The sequence below is a fragment of the Flagellimonas eckloniae genome (assembly GCF_001413955.1).
Lineage (GTDB): Bacteria > Bacteroidota > Bacteroidia > Flavobacteriales > Flavobacteriaceae > Flagellimonas > Flagellimonas eckloniae.
In genome coordinates this window covers 772,366-790,719 of sequence record NZ_LCTZ01000002.1, presented here as the reverse complement: position 1 = coordinate 790,719, position 18,354 = coordinate 772,366, and the positions used below count along the sequence as shown (strand labels likewise).

At 40.4% G+C, this 18,354-nt stretch carries 14 protein-coding genes; 8 read left to right on the top strand and 6 right to left on the bottom strand.

Annotated elements, in window-relative coordinates; translation table 11 throughout:
• Window positions 1-5 precede the first annotated feature (5 nt).
• The 3 genes from AAY42_RS03430 (at window position 6) to AAY42_RS03420 (ending at window position 3,720) form a co-directional block, all read left to right on the top strand.
• On the top strand, window positions 6-488 hold the full coding sequence (locus tag AAY42_RS03430) for a hypothetical protein (protein ID WP_055392601.1): 483 nt from the start codon (window positions 6-8) through the stop codon (window positions 486-488).
• A 51-nt stretch (window positions 489-539) separates the two neighbouring features.
• Window positions 540-2,711, top strand: a complete 2,172-nt coding sequence (locus tag AAY42_RS03425) for an endonuclease MutS2 (protein WP_055392600.1) — start codon at window positions 540-542, stop codon at window positions 2,709-2,711.
• A 100-nt stretch (window positions 2,712-2,811) separates the two neighbouring features.
• Entirely contained in the window at window positions 2,812-3,720 is a 909-nt protein-coding gene (locus AAY42_RS03420; RefSeq protein ID WP_082433310.1) for a polysaccharide lyase family 7 protein, read from the top strand.
• Window positions 3,721-3,751: 31 nt separating this feature from the next.
• Here the strand turns inward: AAY42_RS03420 and AAY42_RS03415 are convergent, their stop codons facing one another.
• From AAY42_RS03415 to AAY42_RS03400, 4 genes are all read right to left on the bottom strand, one after another.
• Window positions 3,752-5,650 carry a hypothetical protein gene (locus AAY42_RS03415; RefSeq protein ID WP_055392598.1) on the bottom strand — a complete coding sequence of 633 codons (1,899 nt, stop codon included), beginning with the start codon at window positions 5,648-5,650 and terminating at the stop codon, window positions 3,752-3,754.
• 1 nt (window position 5,651) lies between these two features.
• Complete coding sequence (locus tag AAY42_RS03410) at window positions 5,652-6,305, bottom strand: outer membrane protein (RefSeq protein ID WP_082433309.1); 654 nt, start codon at window positions 6,303-6,305, stop codon at window positions 5,652-5,654.
• 2 nt (window positions 6,306-6,307) lie between these two features.
• Window positions 6,308-6,718, bottom strand: coding sequence for a T9SS type A sorting domain-containing protein (locus tag AAY42_RS03405; RefSeq protein WP_175288715.1), 411 nt, complete (start codon window positions 6,716-6,718; stop codon window positions 6,308-6,310).
• A 204-nt stretch (window positions 6,719-6,922) separates the two neighbouring features.
• On the bottom strand, window positions 6,923-7,462 hold the full coding sequence (locus AAY42_RS03400) for a hypothetical protein (protein ID WP_055392595.1): 540 nt from the start codon (window positions 7,460-7,462) through the stop codon (window positions 6,923-6,925).
• A 304-nt stretch (window positions 7,463-7,766) separates the two neighbouring features.
• Here AAY42_RS03400 and AAY42_RS03395 point away from each other — a divergent pair, with 304 nt between their 5' ends.
• From AAY42_RS03395 to AAY42_RS03375, 5 genes are all read left to right on the top strand, one after another.
• A complete protein-coding gene (locus tag AAY42_RS03395) occupies window positions 7,767-9,656 on the top strand; it encodes a tetratricopeptide repeat protein (RefSeq protein ID WP_139063633.1) in 1,890 nt (629 codons plus the stop codon).
• Window positions 9,657-9,974: 318 nt separating this feature from the next.
• Complete coding sequence (locus AAY42_RS03390; protein ID WP_055392593.1) at window positions 9,975-10,814, top strand: class I SAM-dependent methyltransferase; 840 nt, start codon at window positions 9,975-9,977, stop codon at window positions 10,812-10,814.
• 285 nt (window positions 10,815-11,099) lie between these two features.
• A complete protein-coding gene (locus AAY42_RS03385) occupies window positions 11,100-12,350 on the top strand; it encodes an amidohydrolase family protein (protein ID WP_055392592.1) in 1,251 nt (416 codons plus the stop codon).
• Between the two features lie 60 nt (window positions 12,351-12,410).
• Entirely contained in the window at window positions 12,411-12,818 is a 408-nt protein-coding gene (locus tag AAY42_RS03380; RefSeq protein ID WP_055392591.1) for a thiol-disulfide oxidoreductase DCC family protein, read from the top strand.
• 75 nt (window positions 12,819-12,893) lie between these two features.
• Window positions 12,894-13,307, top strand: a complete 414-nt coding sequence (locus AAY42_RS03375) for a hypothetical protein (RefSeq protein ID WP_055392590.1) — start codon at window positions 12,894-12,896, stop codon at window positions 13,305-13,307.
• 17 nt (window positions 13,308-13,324) lie between these two features.
• Here the strand turns inward: AAY42_RS03375 and AAY42_RS03370 are convergent, their stop codons facing one another.
• Both AAY42_RS03370 and AAY42_RS03365 read right to left on the bottom strand, forming a co-directional pair.
• A complete protein-coding gene (locus AAY42_RS03370) occupies window positions 13,325-14,680 on the bottom strand; it encodes a DUF1552 domain-containing protein (protein WP_055392589.1) in 1,356 nt (451 codons plus the stop codon).
• A 9-nt stretch (window positions 14,681-14,689) separates the two neighbouring features.
• Complete coding sequence (locus AAY42_RS03365) at window positions 14,690-18,322, bottom strand: DUF1592 domain-containing protein (protein ID WP_222836830.1); 3,633 nt, start codon at window positions 18,320-18,322, stop codon at window positions 14,690-14,692.
• Window positions 18,323-18,354: the final 32 nt, after the last annotated feature.

Sequence of the window (18,354 nt, the reverse complement as noted above, 5' to 3'; positions counted from 1 at the left end):
CCAATATGTACAAACCTACCGTTCTTTTAGGAGTGTGTCTTATTTTCCTTACATCCTGTTTTAACGACGATAACCCTGAGATTACCGAATATTCGTTTTATGAAAATGCAACCATCGTGACCACAATGATGGATGGCTATGGGTTTGCAACCATAGAATCAGGGCAAAGTTTAGTTTTTGAATACTTCTTTACAGCCAGTGAAGAACCCCAAGTAGCGGATGATGAATATGAAGAACGTATTATTTTCGAAATTGACGCTACTGCTGAAAGTTTTTCAATGTCAGGGGATGATTTAACAATGGCCAATACCGTTTTTGACAAATACTGTTTTTGTGATATAAGGGGAAGTATCCCTATCTCATCAGGAACAATTTCAGGAGAAAAAATAAGTGACAATTCCTGGAATATCGAGATTGACGTGACATTTACGGATTATAATGAAGAGTCTCGAAATATTTCAGGGAGTTTTAAGCTTACCAACCTATAGTTCACTCTACTTTTCCATAGTTCCCTATCTTTGCGCAGCCAGAAAGAGAACATGCAGAGCATACATCCCAAAACACTTAAAGATTTAGAATTTCCAACCGTATTGGAGCAGGTTTCAGCTCGCTGTAACACTGAGTTGGGAAAAGAAGTAGTTTTAGAGATTATGCCTATCACCGATAATGGTCTTTTGTTGGAAACTTTAGGTCAGACTTCAGAATATCTAGCTTCATTTTCCAATGACAACAGAATTCCCAACCACGGTTTTGATGCTATAAACAGCGAGTTAAAGTTGCTTACCATTGAAAACACAACCTTGGAAATTTCTGGATTTCGAAGAATAGGAAATATTTGCAAAACGGTTTCATTGCATCAAAAATTCTTTAAAAAGTTTAAAGAATACTATCCATTGTTGTTTGCAACCGTGGATGCGCTCGAGACCAATGAGTTCATTCCAACCGCAATAGACAATGTTATTGACAAGTTTGGAGAGATAAGGGACAATGCGTCAGAAGAGTTGCGAAGAATCCGAGTACAAATCAATGAAGTTCGCGGAAAAATCAACCAAAGCTTCGGAGTTGCCCTAACACGATATCAAACCTCTGAGTTTTTAGATGAAATTCGGGAATCCGTAGTTGAAAACCGTAGGGTTTTGGCCGTAAAAGCAATGTACCGTAAAAAAGTAAAAGGAACGGTAATGGGAAGTTCCAAAACGGGTAGCATAGTCTATATTGTTCCAGAGACCACCTTGAACTTTGTACGCCAACTCAATAATTTAGAATTTGAAGAAAAAGAAGAGGTACAACGTATCCTAAACCAACTTACCGATACCTTCAGGCCGTATGGCTATCTACTAAAACACTACCAAGATTATCTTACACATATAGATATCACTGGGGCTAAAGCAAAATATGCCTCGGAGATGAACGCTTTGCTCCCAAAAATCAATAATGAAAAGGAACTCTTTCTGCGGGATGCCTATCACCCCCTACTCTATTTAAACAACAAATACAAAAAGGAAAAAACTTGGCCACAAACCATTAAACTGCATAAAGAAAACAGGATAATTGTTATTTCTGGGCCAAATGCAGGTGGTAAAAGCATCACCCTAAAAACCATTGGATTGCTGCAAGTAATGCTGCAGAGCGGTTTATTGATTCCAGTACATGAACGAAGTACGGTATGCCTTTTCGACAAAATTTTAACGGATATCGGAGACAATCAATCCATTGAAAATCATTTAAGTACCTATAGCTATCGACTCAAGAACATGAATCAATTTCTTAAACGATGCAACGACAAAACACTGTTCCTGATTGATGAATTTGGTACTGGAAGTGACCCGGAACTGGGAGGTGCACTTGCTGAAGCATTTTTAGAAGTTTTTTATGAGCGAGAGGCTTACGGAGTTATCACTACGCATTATGCAAATCTAAAGGCTCTTGCCAATGAACTACCGCATGCTACCAATGCCAATATGCTTTTCAATTCCAAAACATTGGAACCTACCTTTCAATTGATTTTGGGAGAAGCGGGCAGCTCATTTACATTTGAGGTCGCACAAAAGAATGGTATCCCCTACTCCCTTATCAATAAAGCAAAGAAGAAAATTGAACGGGGTAAGGTTAGGTTTGATGCGACAATAGCAAAACTGCAAAAAGAGCGTTCCAAAATGGTACAGACAGGCTCTAGGTTGCAGGATGAAGAAGCCAAGGCCCGTGATGAAGCATCACGCTTGGAACAACTCAATGCCAAGATAAAGTCCAAGCTTGAGAATTATCAAGAGCTGTATGATCATAACCAACGTATGATTCATCTAGGGGACAAAGTCAATACAGCTGCAGAAAGGTATTTCTTGGATAATAAAAAACGTCCATTAATTTCCGAATTGCTTCGTATCGTAGAAACAGAAAACAGTAAGCGTAAAAAAACCTCCGCCAAACAAACCAAAGCCAAACAAGCACAAAAAAAACAGGTGGCCCAAGAACTGGAAAAGAAAATAGTTAAAGTACGCCAAGAAAAAAAGGTTGAAAAGAAAAAGGCCATTCAAAAAGAACAGAACAAGCCAAGGCCTGTCTTCAAAATTGGTGATCGCGTTAGACTGTTTGACGGTAAAGCAGTTGGAACCATTGATACTTTAGAAAAAAACAAGGCATCTGTTAACTATGGCATGTTTATGACCAATGTAAATGTGGATCAGCTAGAGCTGGTAGAGAAAAAAAAATAAAAGCAACAAATCTATCCCGTACCAGCCCCAACTTATCGAAAATAATAGGGCCATGTAACTTTTGATTGCTATATTTGAAAATTGGTTAACCAATTTTGCTATGAAGTTCATCCATCTATTTACACTTTGTATTTTGTTTATATTGTCCTGTAGTTCTTCGGAAACTATGGAGCTTGAAGTTCCTGAAGACCCTATTTCCGATGTTGAGGAACAAGAGGAGGAAACCAATGAGGAAGAAGAACAGGAACAAGAAGAGGAAACGAGCGAAGATATCATTGTTTGGGAAAACTGGTATTTGTCAGTACCTATAAATAATGGTGAAGGCAAGGCAACCTCTATTTTTTATGAAGACATCGAAAACGATGTTTTATCTACAGATGAATCTGAATACTTCTATAAAAACGAAGATGGAACATATACCCTATTCACCAAGTTTACCGGTTTTACCACTTCTGGTCTTTCGGAACTAGGTGATAAATACTGTAGAACAGAGCTTCGCGAATTTTGGAGGGGCAATCAGGAAACCAATGACAATTGGTTTATGAATGAAGGCACACATATTTTGGAAACTACCTTGAATGTGGATTTTGTGGAAGGAAATGGGCGTACCATTGTGGCCCAAATCCATGGCAAGGAAACACCCGGACTTGAAGGATCCCCGGCAACGGTCAAAATACGATGGAACAGCGGTATGATCCAGTTGGACCATTATACCAAACCGGATGAAGGAGAACTATGGACAAGTCAGTTCGATACCAAAGTGGATGTCGCCCGGGTAGACAATGAAATATTTACCTTTAAACTAAAGGTCGAGGGAGGCAAGTGCTACTATGCCCTCAGCTGCGAGGCCAAGGACATCGACATTGATTATACCTTGATGTATGACTATGTGGGCAATGGATATGCCCATTGGAACTACTTTAAAACGGGCAATTATTTTGGTTGGCACGATGACTACGAGAAGACCGCCCAAGTGACCCTTAGAAAGGTAGTGACTGACCACTATTAACAGCAATCGGTCAAAAGCATTTCACACATTATTAATTTCCACCCACCAGGTCGCGCAAACGTTTGGCCGCATTGGTATAGAATGCCGTGTACTGCGCAACATTTTCTTCGGTAGGATTGGTCAATACTTCGTCCAAATAGGGCAGCTCGGAAAAATCAAAGAAGCTATTTTTCATAGCCTCCGAATGAATCAGGGTGTTAATTTCGGAAAATGTTTCCTGGGTGGTCAAATTTCCATCAATGCCGTATTGTTGCATCACCACTTGTTGCATGGTTTTTGATCGGGTGGTCTGCACCGTATTGGAAAGTGATACGTTTTCCACATCAAAATAATGGGGAACATAGGAGGGGTTGGTTTGCACCATGGCCTCCTGCATTTGGTTCATCACCATTTGCATCTGGCTAATCTCTTGGACCAAATCATTGCTGTTGATTCCTACAGCTGTATTGATATACGAGAACAGTTCGTCACCATGGTACGATTCCCACGCTACGCCTATAATACGCTTGTAATCATTGACCCGCATCGCATCAGGGTGCACCGCTATGGCCATCCCATCGGCATTGCCGGAAGGAAGGATATAATCGCCTTTCTCCACTTCTCCCAAAACTTTAACGGGCACCTGCCCGATAAAGGCCACCTTTTTAAATTTATATTCTTCTTCGGCCTTGGGCATGGCACCCGAAACAATGGGGTTCTTGGAAATCACCATGAACTTTTCCGCATCCGCAAAGTTTTTTGAGATAACCCCAGATTTAACGCCCACCACATCCCCAAAGGACATGATTTCATTAGGGTTGTTTTTTTGGAGCCATTCGGCATAATCAGCTCCCCCGGATTCAAAGGCAACTCCGGTATTGGTCTCATTGTACCGTACAAAGTAGGTCAATTGTACCCCTCTCAAATAAAGCGCAAAGGCCGTCCATACCGCATCATCACAATCTCCTGCCACCCCTACCCCGGCAATACAGGCACCAAGGTTTACCCCAAAAGCAGCAGAGGCCTCATAGAGGTCAATGATTTCCAATAAAAGGTCCATGGAATAGGTATCTGTGGCATAAATGTCCAGTTCGGCAGGTGCCTCAGCAGGTGGGGCGTTGTCATCATCTTCCCGGTCTTTTGCCTCGTCTTCGTCCGGTTCAGAAAGAAATAGAATATCAATAACATCACCATTGTCCACCGTGGTAAAGGCCCGGAACCCTTCTATTCGTCCAATGGCTTCATCATCCGAGTTCCAGAACGAAATGAAATTATTGCTTCTAAAGGCTGTTGGCGTGTTCAACTGAATGGCCATGCCTTGGTTACTGCCTGTGACTTGCAGCGGATAGGCATCAATATTGGCTTGGTCCGTTTCGGTCATTGCAGCGTCAATGGTCACCCGATCAAAAAAATTGGCCTCGTCTTCAACGGTCAATACCTGGTCAATGTTCACATCACCATCAAAATTGGCGGTGCTTTGGTTGTTGACGTTCAAGGTACTGTTCAAGTTGGTAATGCCGTCTGCGACCAAATTTCTGTGGCGCACATAGGGCACATAGTTTAGCGACTGGGAGCTAAAGGCAGAAAAATTGGTACCTGCCTCCAAATCAATATCCACATTTAAGGTCTTTGGTCCATCCCAATTAATTTGATTAAAATTGACCGAACTTTCCTGGGTACGCTGTCCCTCCCCGATCACCAGATTGATGGTGCCATAAGCATCCGTTTGCGTTTCCTGGGTTTCTTGGTACTCCGTGAAACCGAACGCATCTATAATGGAGAAGCGGATGGTCAAGGGTTGATCGGGAATGTTACTTGAGGGCACATCCACCCCAGGAATCTCATCCGGGTTGTTGTCCACTAGTACCGCCTGGTAGGTGATTCCTTCGGTTTGCCCTATGGCAACGACCGAGGTCAAGCAAAGCAGTATAAAAAAGTATAGATTTTTCATTTTAAAAGTTTTTAAAGGAACAGTTACATCCCGGTAATTGAATAGTAATGCCTATTCCGATGTTATGTGTGGTTATACTAAGTTTTTCATCGTCATTGGGATTGGAATTGACCAATGAGTAGCTTTTTCCATATTGGTATTGCACATAGAGTGCGGCTTTGTTGGATATGGGATACTGGATGCCCACCCCTGCCCGGGGCACAACAAGAAAGTTGTCAAATTCGTCCTCCCCGCTTAAGTTGAAGACTTGGTTGTTCAGGGTTTGGGTGCCCCGTAGCAAATACTCCAGGGAAGCGTTCAGGGTGCCAAAGAATTTAAACTCCTTGGATCTTGCAAAGTAATAGGTCACTCCGGTTTGCAATCCCGCGTAGGAAACGTCCCATTCAAAAAAATTGTCCAAAACTTCATCGCTGCCTTTGGCGCCATAATTGGTGTAGCTGAGCCCCACGTCAATATTAAGCTTGTCATTGGGTAGCTGGAAGGTATACCCAAATCCTAAAAAGCTGTTGGTGGCCGACTGCAAATTGTCCAGGGTGCCCCCAGCGGAATTTTGATATTCAAAATTGGAAATGGACTGTCCCATCTCCGCATACAGCAGTTGGGATTGCCCCAAATGCGTAGCAAAAAGGATCATGAAATACATACAATACTTCATGATCAGCGCTTTAAGAGTTGTTTCACCTGCTGTTGTTGCCCGGACTGTACTTTTATAAAGTAGCCTCCTTGCGCAAACTGCTCCAGGGGAATCACCAAGGGGTTCTGATTCTGATCATATTGGCGTTGGTGTACCAAACGGCCTTGCATATCAAAGAGATATACATCTATGGCATCCGACACTGCTTCATTTAGATTCACTACCACCCCGCTTTCAAACGGATTGGGATAGACCAGCAGTTGCAGTGCGTTGGGGTCGCCCCCAAATACAATGGCCTTGACCGGCTGTACAAAACCTTGGCGCAGTTCGTTGTCGTTACTTTCAAAAGTTCGGATCACGGACTGTTGGCCAATACTTTCTTGGATAAAGAAATTGCCGTTACCGGTTTGCACCAATTGGCTCCCTCCGGCCATGGACAACATCTGCCGTTTTAAGGTTTGGCCGGAAAGGGAAATCGTAAATAAAAAAGAAAGGAGTAAAAGTATTTTCATAGAGGTTGATTGAATGGTTGCTTAAATGTAGGCTTTAATTGGGTACCTTGCCCCATGCCTATTGAAAAGCGACCAATACCAAGTTGTTGAATCCACAACTTTAGGTACCAGCCGCTTATACAAACATTAAAGCCGTGTTACCGTAAAGGTCACCACTACGGTCTGGCCAGCAGGTTCTGAAAACGTGAGCTCAACGTCTTGGGTGCCGTTAATGGCAGCCAAGGTAAAGGTGCTTGATTCATCGCCTTGGAACTGAAAAAAACCGCCTCCATCATTTTCGTCCAATTCGCCGGCACAGGTGATACTGCTATTGCTCAATTGATCCTCAGGTACGGTAAAGGTTGCCTCACCGATCAATTGGGTGTCATTTTGCCCTACACTAATCGCCTCATCCATAGCTATTGACCATAGTACTCTGGTATCTACCGTGGTGCCAATTGTTAAGGACGTAGTTAGGTCACCATAGATTTCAAGTTCCACATTGTTGGCATCACCTTCCCCGGAAGTATCGGTCGCCTTAATTTTTGTTAGACTGACCCGGAAACTTATGTCCTCTGGTTCAACGGGAGTTTCCGCTTCATCTTCACTACAGGAAATTGTGGTCATAAGGGTCATACCTAATAACAATAGGGGCAGCATTCTAAGTTTTTGGATAATTGATTTCATAATTGTTTGGTTTAAGATTCAACACCCCAAAACTAGAATCCCAAAAGGCCCAGACCTAATTTTGGGCATGGACAAAGTATGGACAAGCGCAATGGACAAGCCATTTTTTAACTATGGACAAATGAAATACTCACCCACCTGCAATGTTTTGTAAAATATTGATTATCAATAATTAAAGTTGAAATACATGGTTTTTTGAAAACAATTCTTACAGCCACCGTATGGACAAATGTGATTTTGTAGGTTGATTTAGAACGATTTTCAAAGGATATAATAAGTATCTTGGTGACTCAATCAACCTCAAATGAAAACCTCATACCTCCCAGCAATTTTATTGTTCCTATGTTCAATTCATTGCCATGCACAGTTGCAAGGGCAAGACCGAATTGATAGTTTATCAGCCCTTTTAAAGGACACAAATATCTCAGGAAAAAAGAAAGATAAAGTCTTAAATCATCTATGGGAAGCTACAATTGATGGGCAAACCAGGTTGGCGATGACATATGCTGATAAAATAATTGCAAATGCCAAAACGCTAAAAAACGATAGTACTTTGGCACTAGGTTATACCAGGAGAGGGATATGTTTTTCTTATCTCACCAACTATAAGAACTCCGGTCTGGAATACTACAAAGCACTTAAAATATATAAAAGACAAAAAGACTCATTGAAAACTGGGTATATCTATTTGAATCTCGGTTTGGATTTTAGCGAACAAGATGTGATGGATAGTACCTTGTACTATTATAACAAGGCTTTGACAAATTTTTTGACTGTTAAGGATACTGTTCAAATATCAAAAATTAAAAGGTTCATAGCGGATACCTATGGAAAGAAGGGCTACTATGAGATTGGCCTACAAAAGGCATTGGATGCCGCCCGTTTACTAGAAAAGAGCAAAGATTCATTTGAGATTCATATGTCCTACTTCGGCATTGCAAGTTTCTATCATGAACTTAAGGATTCCCTAGCGGCAGAGGATTACCTTAGAAAGATAAATACGTTCTTTGAACGCAATAAGAACCCAAGATGGGAAAGTACTGCTAAATTAAGATTAGCAGCACTTTTTCTGGATAACAAGGAAAAGCATGCTGAGGCTATACGTTTTGTTAATAAGGGAATTGATTTATCCAAGGCCCTTGATTTTAAGATCAATATAGCTGATGGTCTATTGACCAAGGCATTACTCCTCCAAAGAATGGGAGATTTCAAACAATCAGAATTGGTTACCAAAGAAGCCTTGAGCTTTTCAAGGCCTACCAATGTGAAACATAGTATATCCCGCTCGCTAATTCTTTTGGGTGAATTGGCAGTTGCCCAAAAAGAATACGAACAAGGAGAAATTTTCTTAAAGGAAGGATTGGGTATTGCAATTGATGCTAGTCTCTTAACTCAACAGAAGGATGCTTATCAAAACTTGGCAGGACTATCGGAAATAGTCGGTTCAAATCAGAACGCGTTAAAATATCACAAGGCTTTTAAGAAAATCAATGATAGCATATTTCAAAAAGAAAGAATAAATAAAGTTGAAGAATGGAAGCTTATTTATGAAACCGAAAAGAAAGAAGCTGAAATCGCCCTTCAGGAAGAGGAAATTAATACCCTAAATGAGAAAGCCAAAGTGGACAACCTTCGCAAGGGCCTTTATGCCGGGGGTATGGCCTCTGCCCTAGCCCTATTTGGACTTTCCGTTTTTGGTTATCGTCAACGCATCAAAAGGAATCGCATTGCTAGGGAAAAACAGGAAGAAATCTATAAGCAGGAAATCGAACACAAGAAAAAAGAGCTCACCAGTCAGACCTTGCACTTGGTCCAAAAAAACACCTTTATCCAAGAACTGAAAGAGAATCTGGAAAATCTCAGAAATTCCCCGGAAAAATTTAAGGTGGAATTCCGGCGGATTGTGATGCTACTTAAAAGACAAAATGCCTCCGACAAGGACTGGGAAGTCTTTAAATCCTATTTCTCCGAAGTGCATAACGACTTTGACCAAAAGCTAAAGACCCTCTATCCCGACATTTCGGAAAAGGAAATCCGCTTGGCCGCCTTTTTGCGGATGAACCTAACCACCAAGGAGATTGCGGCCACGCTGAATGTACTTCCGGACAGTATCCTAAAATCCAAATACCGCTTAAAAAAGAAGTTAGAACTGGGTAAGGAAACGGATTTAAACAGTTTTTTGAATTCCCTATAGACGAAACCAACAAGTTATAATCGCTTATTTTTCGATTACTGCAATTAAAAACAACAAACTTCCATGGAATAAAATTGGAATTTTTATTTTTGTTGTCTGTTCTACTAATTAAACATATTATCCGGGTCTTTCAAAAAGACGATTCCGTTAAACGGACTATAAATGCATTAAGTCTTCCGATTTTTTAATGCACGGATAATCTCGTCAATTCATTTCATCTAACCTTTAACAAAAACAATTGACCGTAAAATCAATTGTTATGTCACATTTTACATGGATTTCATGCATCACGATGTGGTATAAATACATTGAATTAAAATGAAAAGAAAACAGTTAATAAGCCACAATATAGAAGTATTTTACAATAGAGCATCTGAAGATACCAGACTTGAAAAGGGAATGGGAATATTCGAATTTGAAAGAATTAAATCATTAATAGCAAAGCACACCACCATTACACCTTCAAAAATAATTGATGTGGGTGGCGGGACAGGAAAGTATTCGGAATGGCTTGCCAAGAAAGGACATCAAGTTCATTTAATTGAGCCTGTTTCAAAGCATATTAAAATAGCTAAAGACAGGTCTCAAAAATTAAAGAACAAGTTTTCCGTTCATATAGGCGAATCTCGCAAATTGAATTTTCCAGACAATTTTGCAGATCTGATAATCTTACATGGTCCCCTATATCATCTTCAGGACCAGACTGACCGAAAATTAACCATTTGCGAAGCAAAACGGGTTATTAAAAACAATGGGGTTATATTAGGTTTCGCAATCAATTATACAGCATCCACTTTAGTTGGCCTTTTAAATGGTCTTATTCACAAAGAAAAATTTTTTGACATGTGCAAGGAAGAATTAACAACGGGAATACATAACCCACCAGATAATTTTCCTTGGCTTCTGGCCGAAGCATATTATCATAGACCTGAACAACTCAAGGACGAATTCATAAATCAAGGGTTAACCTATCTTAACATATATGCTATTGAAGGTATGGCCTGGTTGGACAAAGCTTACTTTTCAAATATGTTAAATCATAAAAGAAAAAAAACATTATTGGAACTAATTGAAATCACAGAAAACGATAGTTACCTGTTACCTTTCAGTCCACATATGATGATAGCAGTAAAAAAGCAAACAACCCATGGAACTTAAAGAGAAATATTACAAAGCGGGTTGAGGTCTCTTGACTTCCCATTCCTATGTCACTTCGAGCGCAGCCGTGAAACTTATATATTCATTCTTTTTAAAGTGGTCTCGACTGCGCTCGACTTAACAACAGTTTTTTTTGATTTCTCACTTACGTTCGAAATGACAAGAAAACTGGGTTTTGCAATGCACGTATACCTTGCGTCTATAAGCTCAATCAAAAAATGATTTAGGACCTATAGTTGTGTAACAGTGACATAGAATTCTTGTCTTTAAACAAACTATCCAATCATGAAACAGCTAGTATTTGGGCTTTTTTTGGCCTCTCTCCTTATTTCTTGTAAACAAAATACCGAAAAACAAAACCTGGAACCTGCACAGATTAAGCTCACCAACGGGCATTGGTTTAACGGAAACACCTTTAGTGAACAAACGGTTTGGGTAAAAGGCGGTACGCTTAGTTTTAACCAAGAAAATGCTATAGCCGATACTATTATAGACCTTAGCGGTACGTATGTGATACCGCCCTTTGCCGAAGCACACAACCATAACCTGGAAAGCGAATATGGATTGGAAAAGCGCATCAACGCCTACCTAGACGCCGGGGTGTTTTATGTGAAGCACCTATCCTCCATAAAAAAACGGATAGATTCTTTGATGTATTACTACAACAAACCCACTGGCTTAGATGTAAGCCTGGCTCATGCGCCACTAACCGCAACTGGAGGTCACCCTATAGCTCTCAGAAAACGGTACCTGGAGTATGGCTATTTTGATGGACTTTTTAATACGTTGGAAGAAATTGAATCCCACGGTTATTTTATCATGGATGATGAAGCGCATTTACAAAAAAAATGGGAACAAGTATTATCGTTTAAACCCGACTTTATCAAAATCAATCTCCTCTATTCTGAAGAATACCAAAAACGGAAAAACGATAGCGCCTATTTTGGTAAAAAAGGCCTAGACCCAGACTTGGTTCCTGCCATCGTTTCCAAAGCACATAAAAGCAATTTACGTGTAAGCGTACACGTGGCGACGGCCCATGATTTTCATGTAGCGGTAACTGCAGGAGCGGATGAAATTGCACACCTTCCTGAAATTCATAATGGCAAACCCATTGACCCGGAAGATGCCCAACTGGCGGCAGAAAAAGGCATTGTGGTCGTCACCACTGCGTCCTTGGTCACCAAAAACAAGGAAAAGCCCAAATACAATCAATTGCTGGCCAATGTACGTTCCAACTTGGGCATCTTAAAAGAAGCCAGGGTAACTCTGGCTATTGGTTCCGATATGTACAACGACAATTCCGTAGGGGAATTCCAGTTTCTACACAGCCTAGACCTGTTCAGTAATTTGGAATTGCTAAAAATGTGGTGTGAAAACTCAGCTACCACTACCTTGCCCTATAGAAAGGTCGGGCATTTAAAAGAAGGGTATGAGGCCAGCTTTTTGGTATTGGATGTAAATCCCTTGGAACAAATCAAGGAGGTTAGCCAATCCATCAGCCTAAAAGTAAAACAGGGCGTAATCTTGGATTAGTTAAACAAAGCCCCTTCCCGTCCACTAGGGTTTTACAGCATAGGTACGTATCTTTACACCGTGGAAAATGATAAAAAAATAATCCTTTTTGATGGGGTCTGCAATCTCTGTAATGGAGCCATCCAATTCATCATTAAACATGATAAAAAGGATATGTTCCGCTATGCAGCGCTGCAAAGTGAAATTGGTGAGCGGTTAATTGCGGAGCGATCTATTGATACCACTAAGGTAGATTCTATTATTTTAATTGAACCAGGGGTGGCCTACTTTACCAAATCGGACGCGGCCTTACACATCGCTATGGATTTTGGTGGACTTTGGAAGGCCCTTGCTATTTTCACTTGGATTCCCGCAACTTTCAGGGACACCATTTACGATTTAGTGGCCCGTAATCGCTACAAATGGTTCGGAAAAAAAGACCAATGTATGATTCCCACTCCAGAGTTACAAGCCAAGTTTTTAGGCTAATAACCTAGAATAGGTAACAAGATGTACAAAAGCAACGTTTCTCCCCTTTTGCATCTATGCTAAAAGTATTTGATTATGAAGATTTTCTTGGTTTCTTTTTTTTCATTTCTATTGATTTCCAGTTGTTCAGATTCATATGATAGCGTCGATGATATTTTGAATGGAACTTGGAACGTTGCAAATGTTAGTGGAGGTTTTGTAGGTATGGATCAAGATTTTGAAAGCGGAACTATTACCTGGACCTTTGATGCAAGTAGTTCGGTGTTGACAGTCGTCAACAATAATGTGTTGGTAGATATTATTTACGATGGATTGGATTCAGGAACTTATTCTTATTCTATTTTAATAATTGATAGCAAAAATTACTTAGTAATTGATGATCAGGAGTTTGCTGGCATTTCATTTGCAAATGAACTACTTTTTCTAAATCAAAATGAGATATCTACGGGTTCTGGAGCGGATAGCTTTAGTATTTTACTAGCTCCGTAGTTTTAAACAATGCACATCTATCCAAAAATATCCGTATCCAATTTCCCCGTACTATCCGAAAAGCTTTCTCTTTCAATCCCTAATTTATGTAGCATGCTTACAAAAAGGTTTGACATTGGAACATCATCAAATTTTTGGTAGGAACCGTGTTTCATTCCCATTTTAGAACCACCAGCCAGCACCAAGGGATAGTTTACCGCATTATGGGTCGTACTGCAGGCACTACCATAAAGTACAAGGGTATTTTCCAACAGTGACCCGTATTCATCATAGGTGTTTTTCATTCTATCCAAAAAGTACGAAAATTGCTTGGCCAACCATTGGTCATAACGTCCCCATTCCTCCCAATGACCCGTTGTACGGTCGTGGCTTATGGTATGATGTCCTTTTTTCAGACCAAGGGCTAGTTTTGGAAAACTTTCCCCAAGTCCTAAACCATCTTCCCTGGCCATCATATAGGTCATTACCCGGGTCAAATCTACCTGCATTCCTAAAATCATTAAGTCAAAGGTAGTTCTCATATAACCTTCCGGGTCTACTGTTGCATTTGTATTCAAATTAATATGGTCTGCACTAAAGTCCTTCATTGGAATATCCAACCATCTCTCATTTCGTTTTACCTGCTCTTCCACTTTATTCAAGGAATGCAAATACTCATCCATTTTAATTTGGTCATGTCTTCCCAAACGTCTGTGAAGGCGTTTACTGTCTTCCAAAACAATATCAACGATTTTTTGTTCTTGTTGGATGCTCTTGCGACGACTAGCCGTTGTAGCTCCTCCATTTGGTGCAAAATAACGCTCAAATATTTCGCGATGCCTATGCTCCGAAGGGATTGCCTTACCGGAATGGTCAAAAGAAAGTGTGGAAACCCTTGACTTGTATCCTACTCCCCCATCCGTTGAAAGTGCCAAATAGGGATACCGTGTATCCTGTCCAAATTTTTGGGCAACCACTTGATCCACGGAAATATTGTTGTTGTATTGGCTTCCTCTTAAATCTCCACCAGTTAACCAAGTATCCCCTGCTAAATGTCCAAGAAGACGCCTACTCCTAGGGTGACTAAGTCCCCCTAAAATGGATAGATCTTCTCTATGCGAAGCAAGTGGGGACAATGAATTTGTAAACTGATAATCTTTACCTTCCCCCATAGGGAACCAACTCCATTTTTTATAGTATGGACTATCGGGTTCCGGTAACCCAGCCCCATTTGGAAAATAAACAAAACAAAGTCTTTTCGTGCTCTTTGTTTCCGCTCCAAAAGCATTAAAAGTGTTGCCCATTCCCATTGCCTCCATATAAGGAATCATACAGGTTACGCCCAACCCTTTTAAAAAGGTTCTTCTATCTAAATGCCATGATTTACGTGCCATATCATTTTTTTAAAACTCTCCCCTAAAAGAGCGACTTGTTACTATATTTTCAAACACCGATTGAAATCTGTAGTCTTCCTTTTTAACAGCTCTTACAATCGACTCTATTTCACGTTCATCCACAAAAGTGATATCTCGTCCCAATGCATACGAAAACAAATGTTTTACCAAAGAGCGTGTAAAATCATCCTTTTTCTCCCTTAGAATATACGACTTTATACCTTCAATCCCATCAACAACAGTGCCATCGGGCAGTTCTGTTTTTGCATCTATTGGTTTTTCCATGACCTCAGTCTGAAAAAGTCCGACCGCATTGTAATTCTCAAATACAATTCCGTAAGGGTCAATTTTTCTGTGGCAACCCATACAGGAAACCTTGTCCCTATGAATAAACAACTGCTCTTTTAAAGTAAGGTTTTCAAATCCTGGAGTTTCAGGATCTAATTCGGGAACATTTGGTGGCGGATCTGGCGGATGATCACCAAGTATCTTCGATTTTAACCATACGGCCCTTTTGATTGCATGGGCCTGTGTACCGTCTGAATGACCGCTTAGGAAAGAACCTTGGGATAATAATCCACCTCTTTTCATTTCACCAGTTAAATTAACTGGCCTAAAATGATTCCCCTTAACACTATCAATTCCGTAAAACTCAGCTAAATTCTGATTCAGCAATGCAAAATTGGATTCAATCAAATTGTGGATACCCATGTCCTTTTGAAGCACATAATTTATGAAGTGATACGTTTCATCTTCCATGTCACGTTTCACAAAGCGAGTGAAGTCTTCATACTCATCCACATTGGTGTTCATGGCCTTATGACGGTCAATCCGCAACCATTCCTCTGAAAATTGTTGAATCATTCGCCAGCTTTTGTCATCATGTAACATTCGCTGTACTTGTTTTTTCAATTCTTTCTTCCGATGTAATTTGCCATCGTCCGCAACTTCCATCAACAAACTATCTGGTGGTGAATCCCATAGGAAATAGGCCAATCTTGATGCCAGGTAAAACTCCCGCTCATCATCTGATGACCCTTCTTCAGGCTCTGCCAAATAAATGAAACTTGGAGAACACAGAACTGCCACGAGAACTTCCTTAACCCCGTCCTCATAACGTTCATAATCATTTCTGATGCTTTTCCAAAAATCCAAATACGGGTCAACTTCCCCCTTATCCAAAGGTCTACGGTACGCACGCTCCATAAATCTGGTAAGTACTTGTTTTGTATATTTTTCCTTATCTGTTTTATCTTCAGAAGGGAAGAATATGGTCGTTTGGCTTTCGGGTGGCCAAACTGAATGATAGGGAGCTTCAAATTCCAGTTCTTGAATTAAAAGTGGTGGTCCGGAATCGTGATTATCCTTCACCAGAAAATCATTCCACAACCCAATAATCATAATATTGGCAAGAATTTCGGTCTCAACGGTATCAATTACGGGAATTGGCAGGTTTTCCAGCCTGTCGTAGAATGTATAGTCTTCAGGGTTTCCATAGGAAGCAGTAACTCCTTTAAAGTCGCCAAAGGTTTTATAGTCCATCCCATCATCCGTTCTAGCTCCTGCAAAGGCTCTTAAAATTGGGGAATCATTTGTGAACTTCAACCTACTTCTCTCGGCTTCTTCCATAAGTTCTATGGCTATTGGATGCGAATCAGGATAGGGGGTGATAACAACCTTACTAAACCCAACAAAAAAACGACCTCCAATTTCAAGACTATGCTCACCTTTTTCTAAATAGGCCATAGTAATGGGAGTAGTAATTTCTTTCCTATTTTTAAGGCTATCATTTATGTGTAAACGTTCCTGAAGTTGGTCTCTATCTAGTTTTAGTTTCAAAGATGGCATCCCATCATCCGCAACATAAGGATGCGTAAAATCAATTTGATAATACCCCTCTTGAGGTGCAAAAAAAGTATACTTTGCTTTACTGTTTTCTGTTAAATCCCTTGGTACAAGTCTTTTTGAAACCAGTTTTAAATTAGATTTTGTGCGACAGGTATAAGCGTTTAATTGTATTGCCCCTGTCAAATCTTCTGCAGGTAGCTGGTTTCGCAATGCTATTAGACCAGGTATTTGCGAATACAACTGTTGCCCTTTTGAGGCTTTTACCCTTAACTTGAAGTTACCGTTCATAGGAAAATTATCCTTGATCAAAAGTTTAAGGTTAGGTGATGGGCCTTGCCAAGATTTTGGGGAAACTTCCTTATGGGGGAGTGCTGAATACAGGGTAATCCCATTTTCCACTACCTGATAGCGATCCTTGTGAGATCCCCTCATTCCTATTCCAATATTTTCTTTGATGTTGATAAGGTGTGCCTTTTCAACACTATCCAAACCAATTTTTGGTAGACCATTGGTATCCAAAATTTCAACAATAAAATCATCAGGGTCAATTGGATCGCTCTGATAACCCCCGATTTTACCTGCAGGTTTGTCCTCGCCAATACCTTTTCCAAAAGTAATTTTATATCGGGTTGATTCTGGTTTTTCGGCAGGTGGTATGGCCTTGTCCAAGGCTTGTCGTGCAATCTGTTTGTAATATTCAATATGAAGTGGAGATACTTGCTGTACCTGTCCATTATTGCTAAAACCCATTTCAGACTTTCCGTCTTCGGGCAAAACTTCTCCAAAATTCATGGGAAGGTTCAATAAATTACTTACGGAATGCGTGTACTGTTTTTTTGTCAACCTGCGGATTACAGGTTTCTGCTCCGCTTTTTTAATTTTGACCGCATTTTGAACGGATGCGGTTATCCAATCAACCAAAAGTGCACGTTCTTCCTCTGTTGGTTGCTTTTCTTCTTCTGGTGGCATTTCTCCACTATTGACCATATCCAGCATAAACCGCCAAGTTTCGGCATCTTGGCCTTTGACCAAATCAGGGTCAATTTCATCCAAACGCAACCCTCCTTTTTGCTCTTCTACCCCATGACAGCTATAACAATAAGTGTTTACAATAGGTTTTATGTCTGTGTCATAATCCTTTTCTTTTAGAATTTTAGTCACTTCACCATCATCCAAGGCTAGTAACCCGTCCATGGAATACGGGTCGTCTCCAAGAAATTCCCTTATTTCATCTGGTAAATCCTTGGTAAGATAATTGGACCCATGCGTCAATGAACCCCCATAATGACCGGCAATGCCCAACAGTACAACATTGATTACTAAAATAGCCCTATACAATGTAAATTTCCCTACTAATGAAACGGTACTTTGTTTGTGGATCACTAAAAGCCAAATACTTAGTATCACCGTAGCCAATCCATACCATTTGTGCATAGCAAAACTTTGACTTCCATACTCCCCAGATGCCGCCAATAATGTTCCAGCCAGTGCGGTAGGAACGGCTGTAATTACCGCGGACCAAAGTAAAAGACCGCTTGCTCCACCAAGTTGTAGTGAAGGTTTAAAATAGCTGGCAAGTTCCAGAAAGAACAGCGCCAATAAAATACCAATAGGAAGGTGAACGAGAAGAGGATGAAACTTTCCAAAAAAACCTAATAACCAATGCATTTCATCAGCATCCATGGGTAAAAAAGGTATGGTCAAAGTAACTATTGTAACTACAATTGCGCCTAAAATAAGGGACTTCTTATTCTCCTTTTTCACCTTCTTTTGTTCGATTTGGTTATCGTCCACTTTAACTGATTAATTGATGTATTCGAAATTAA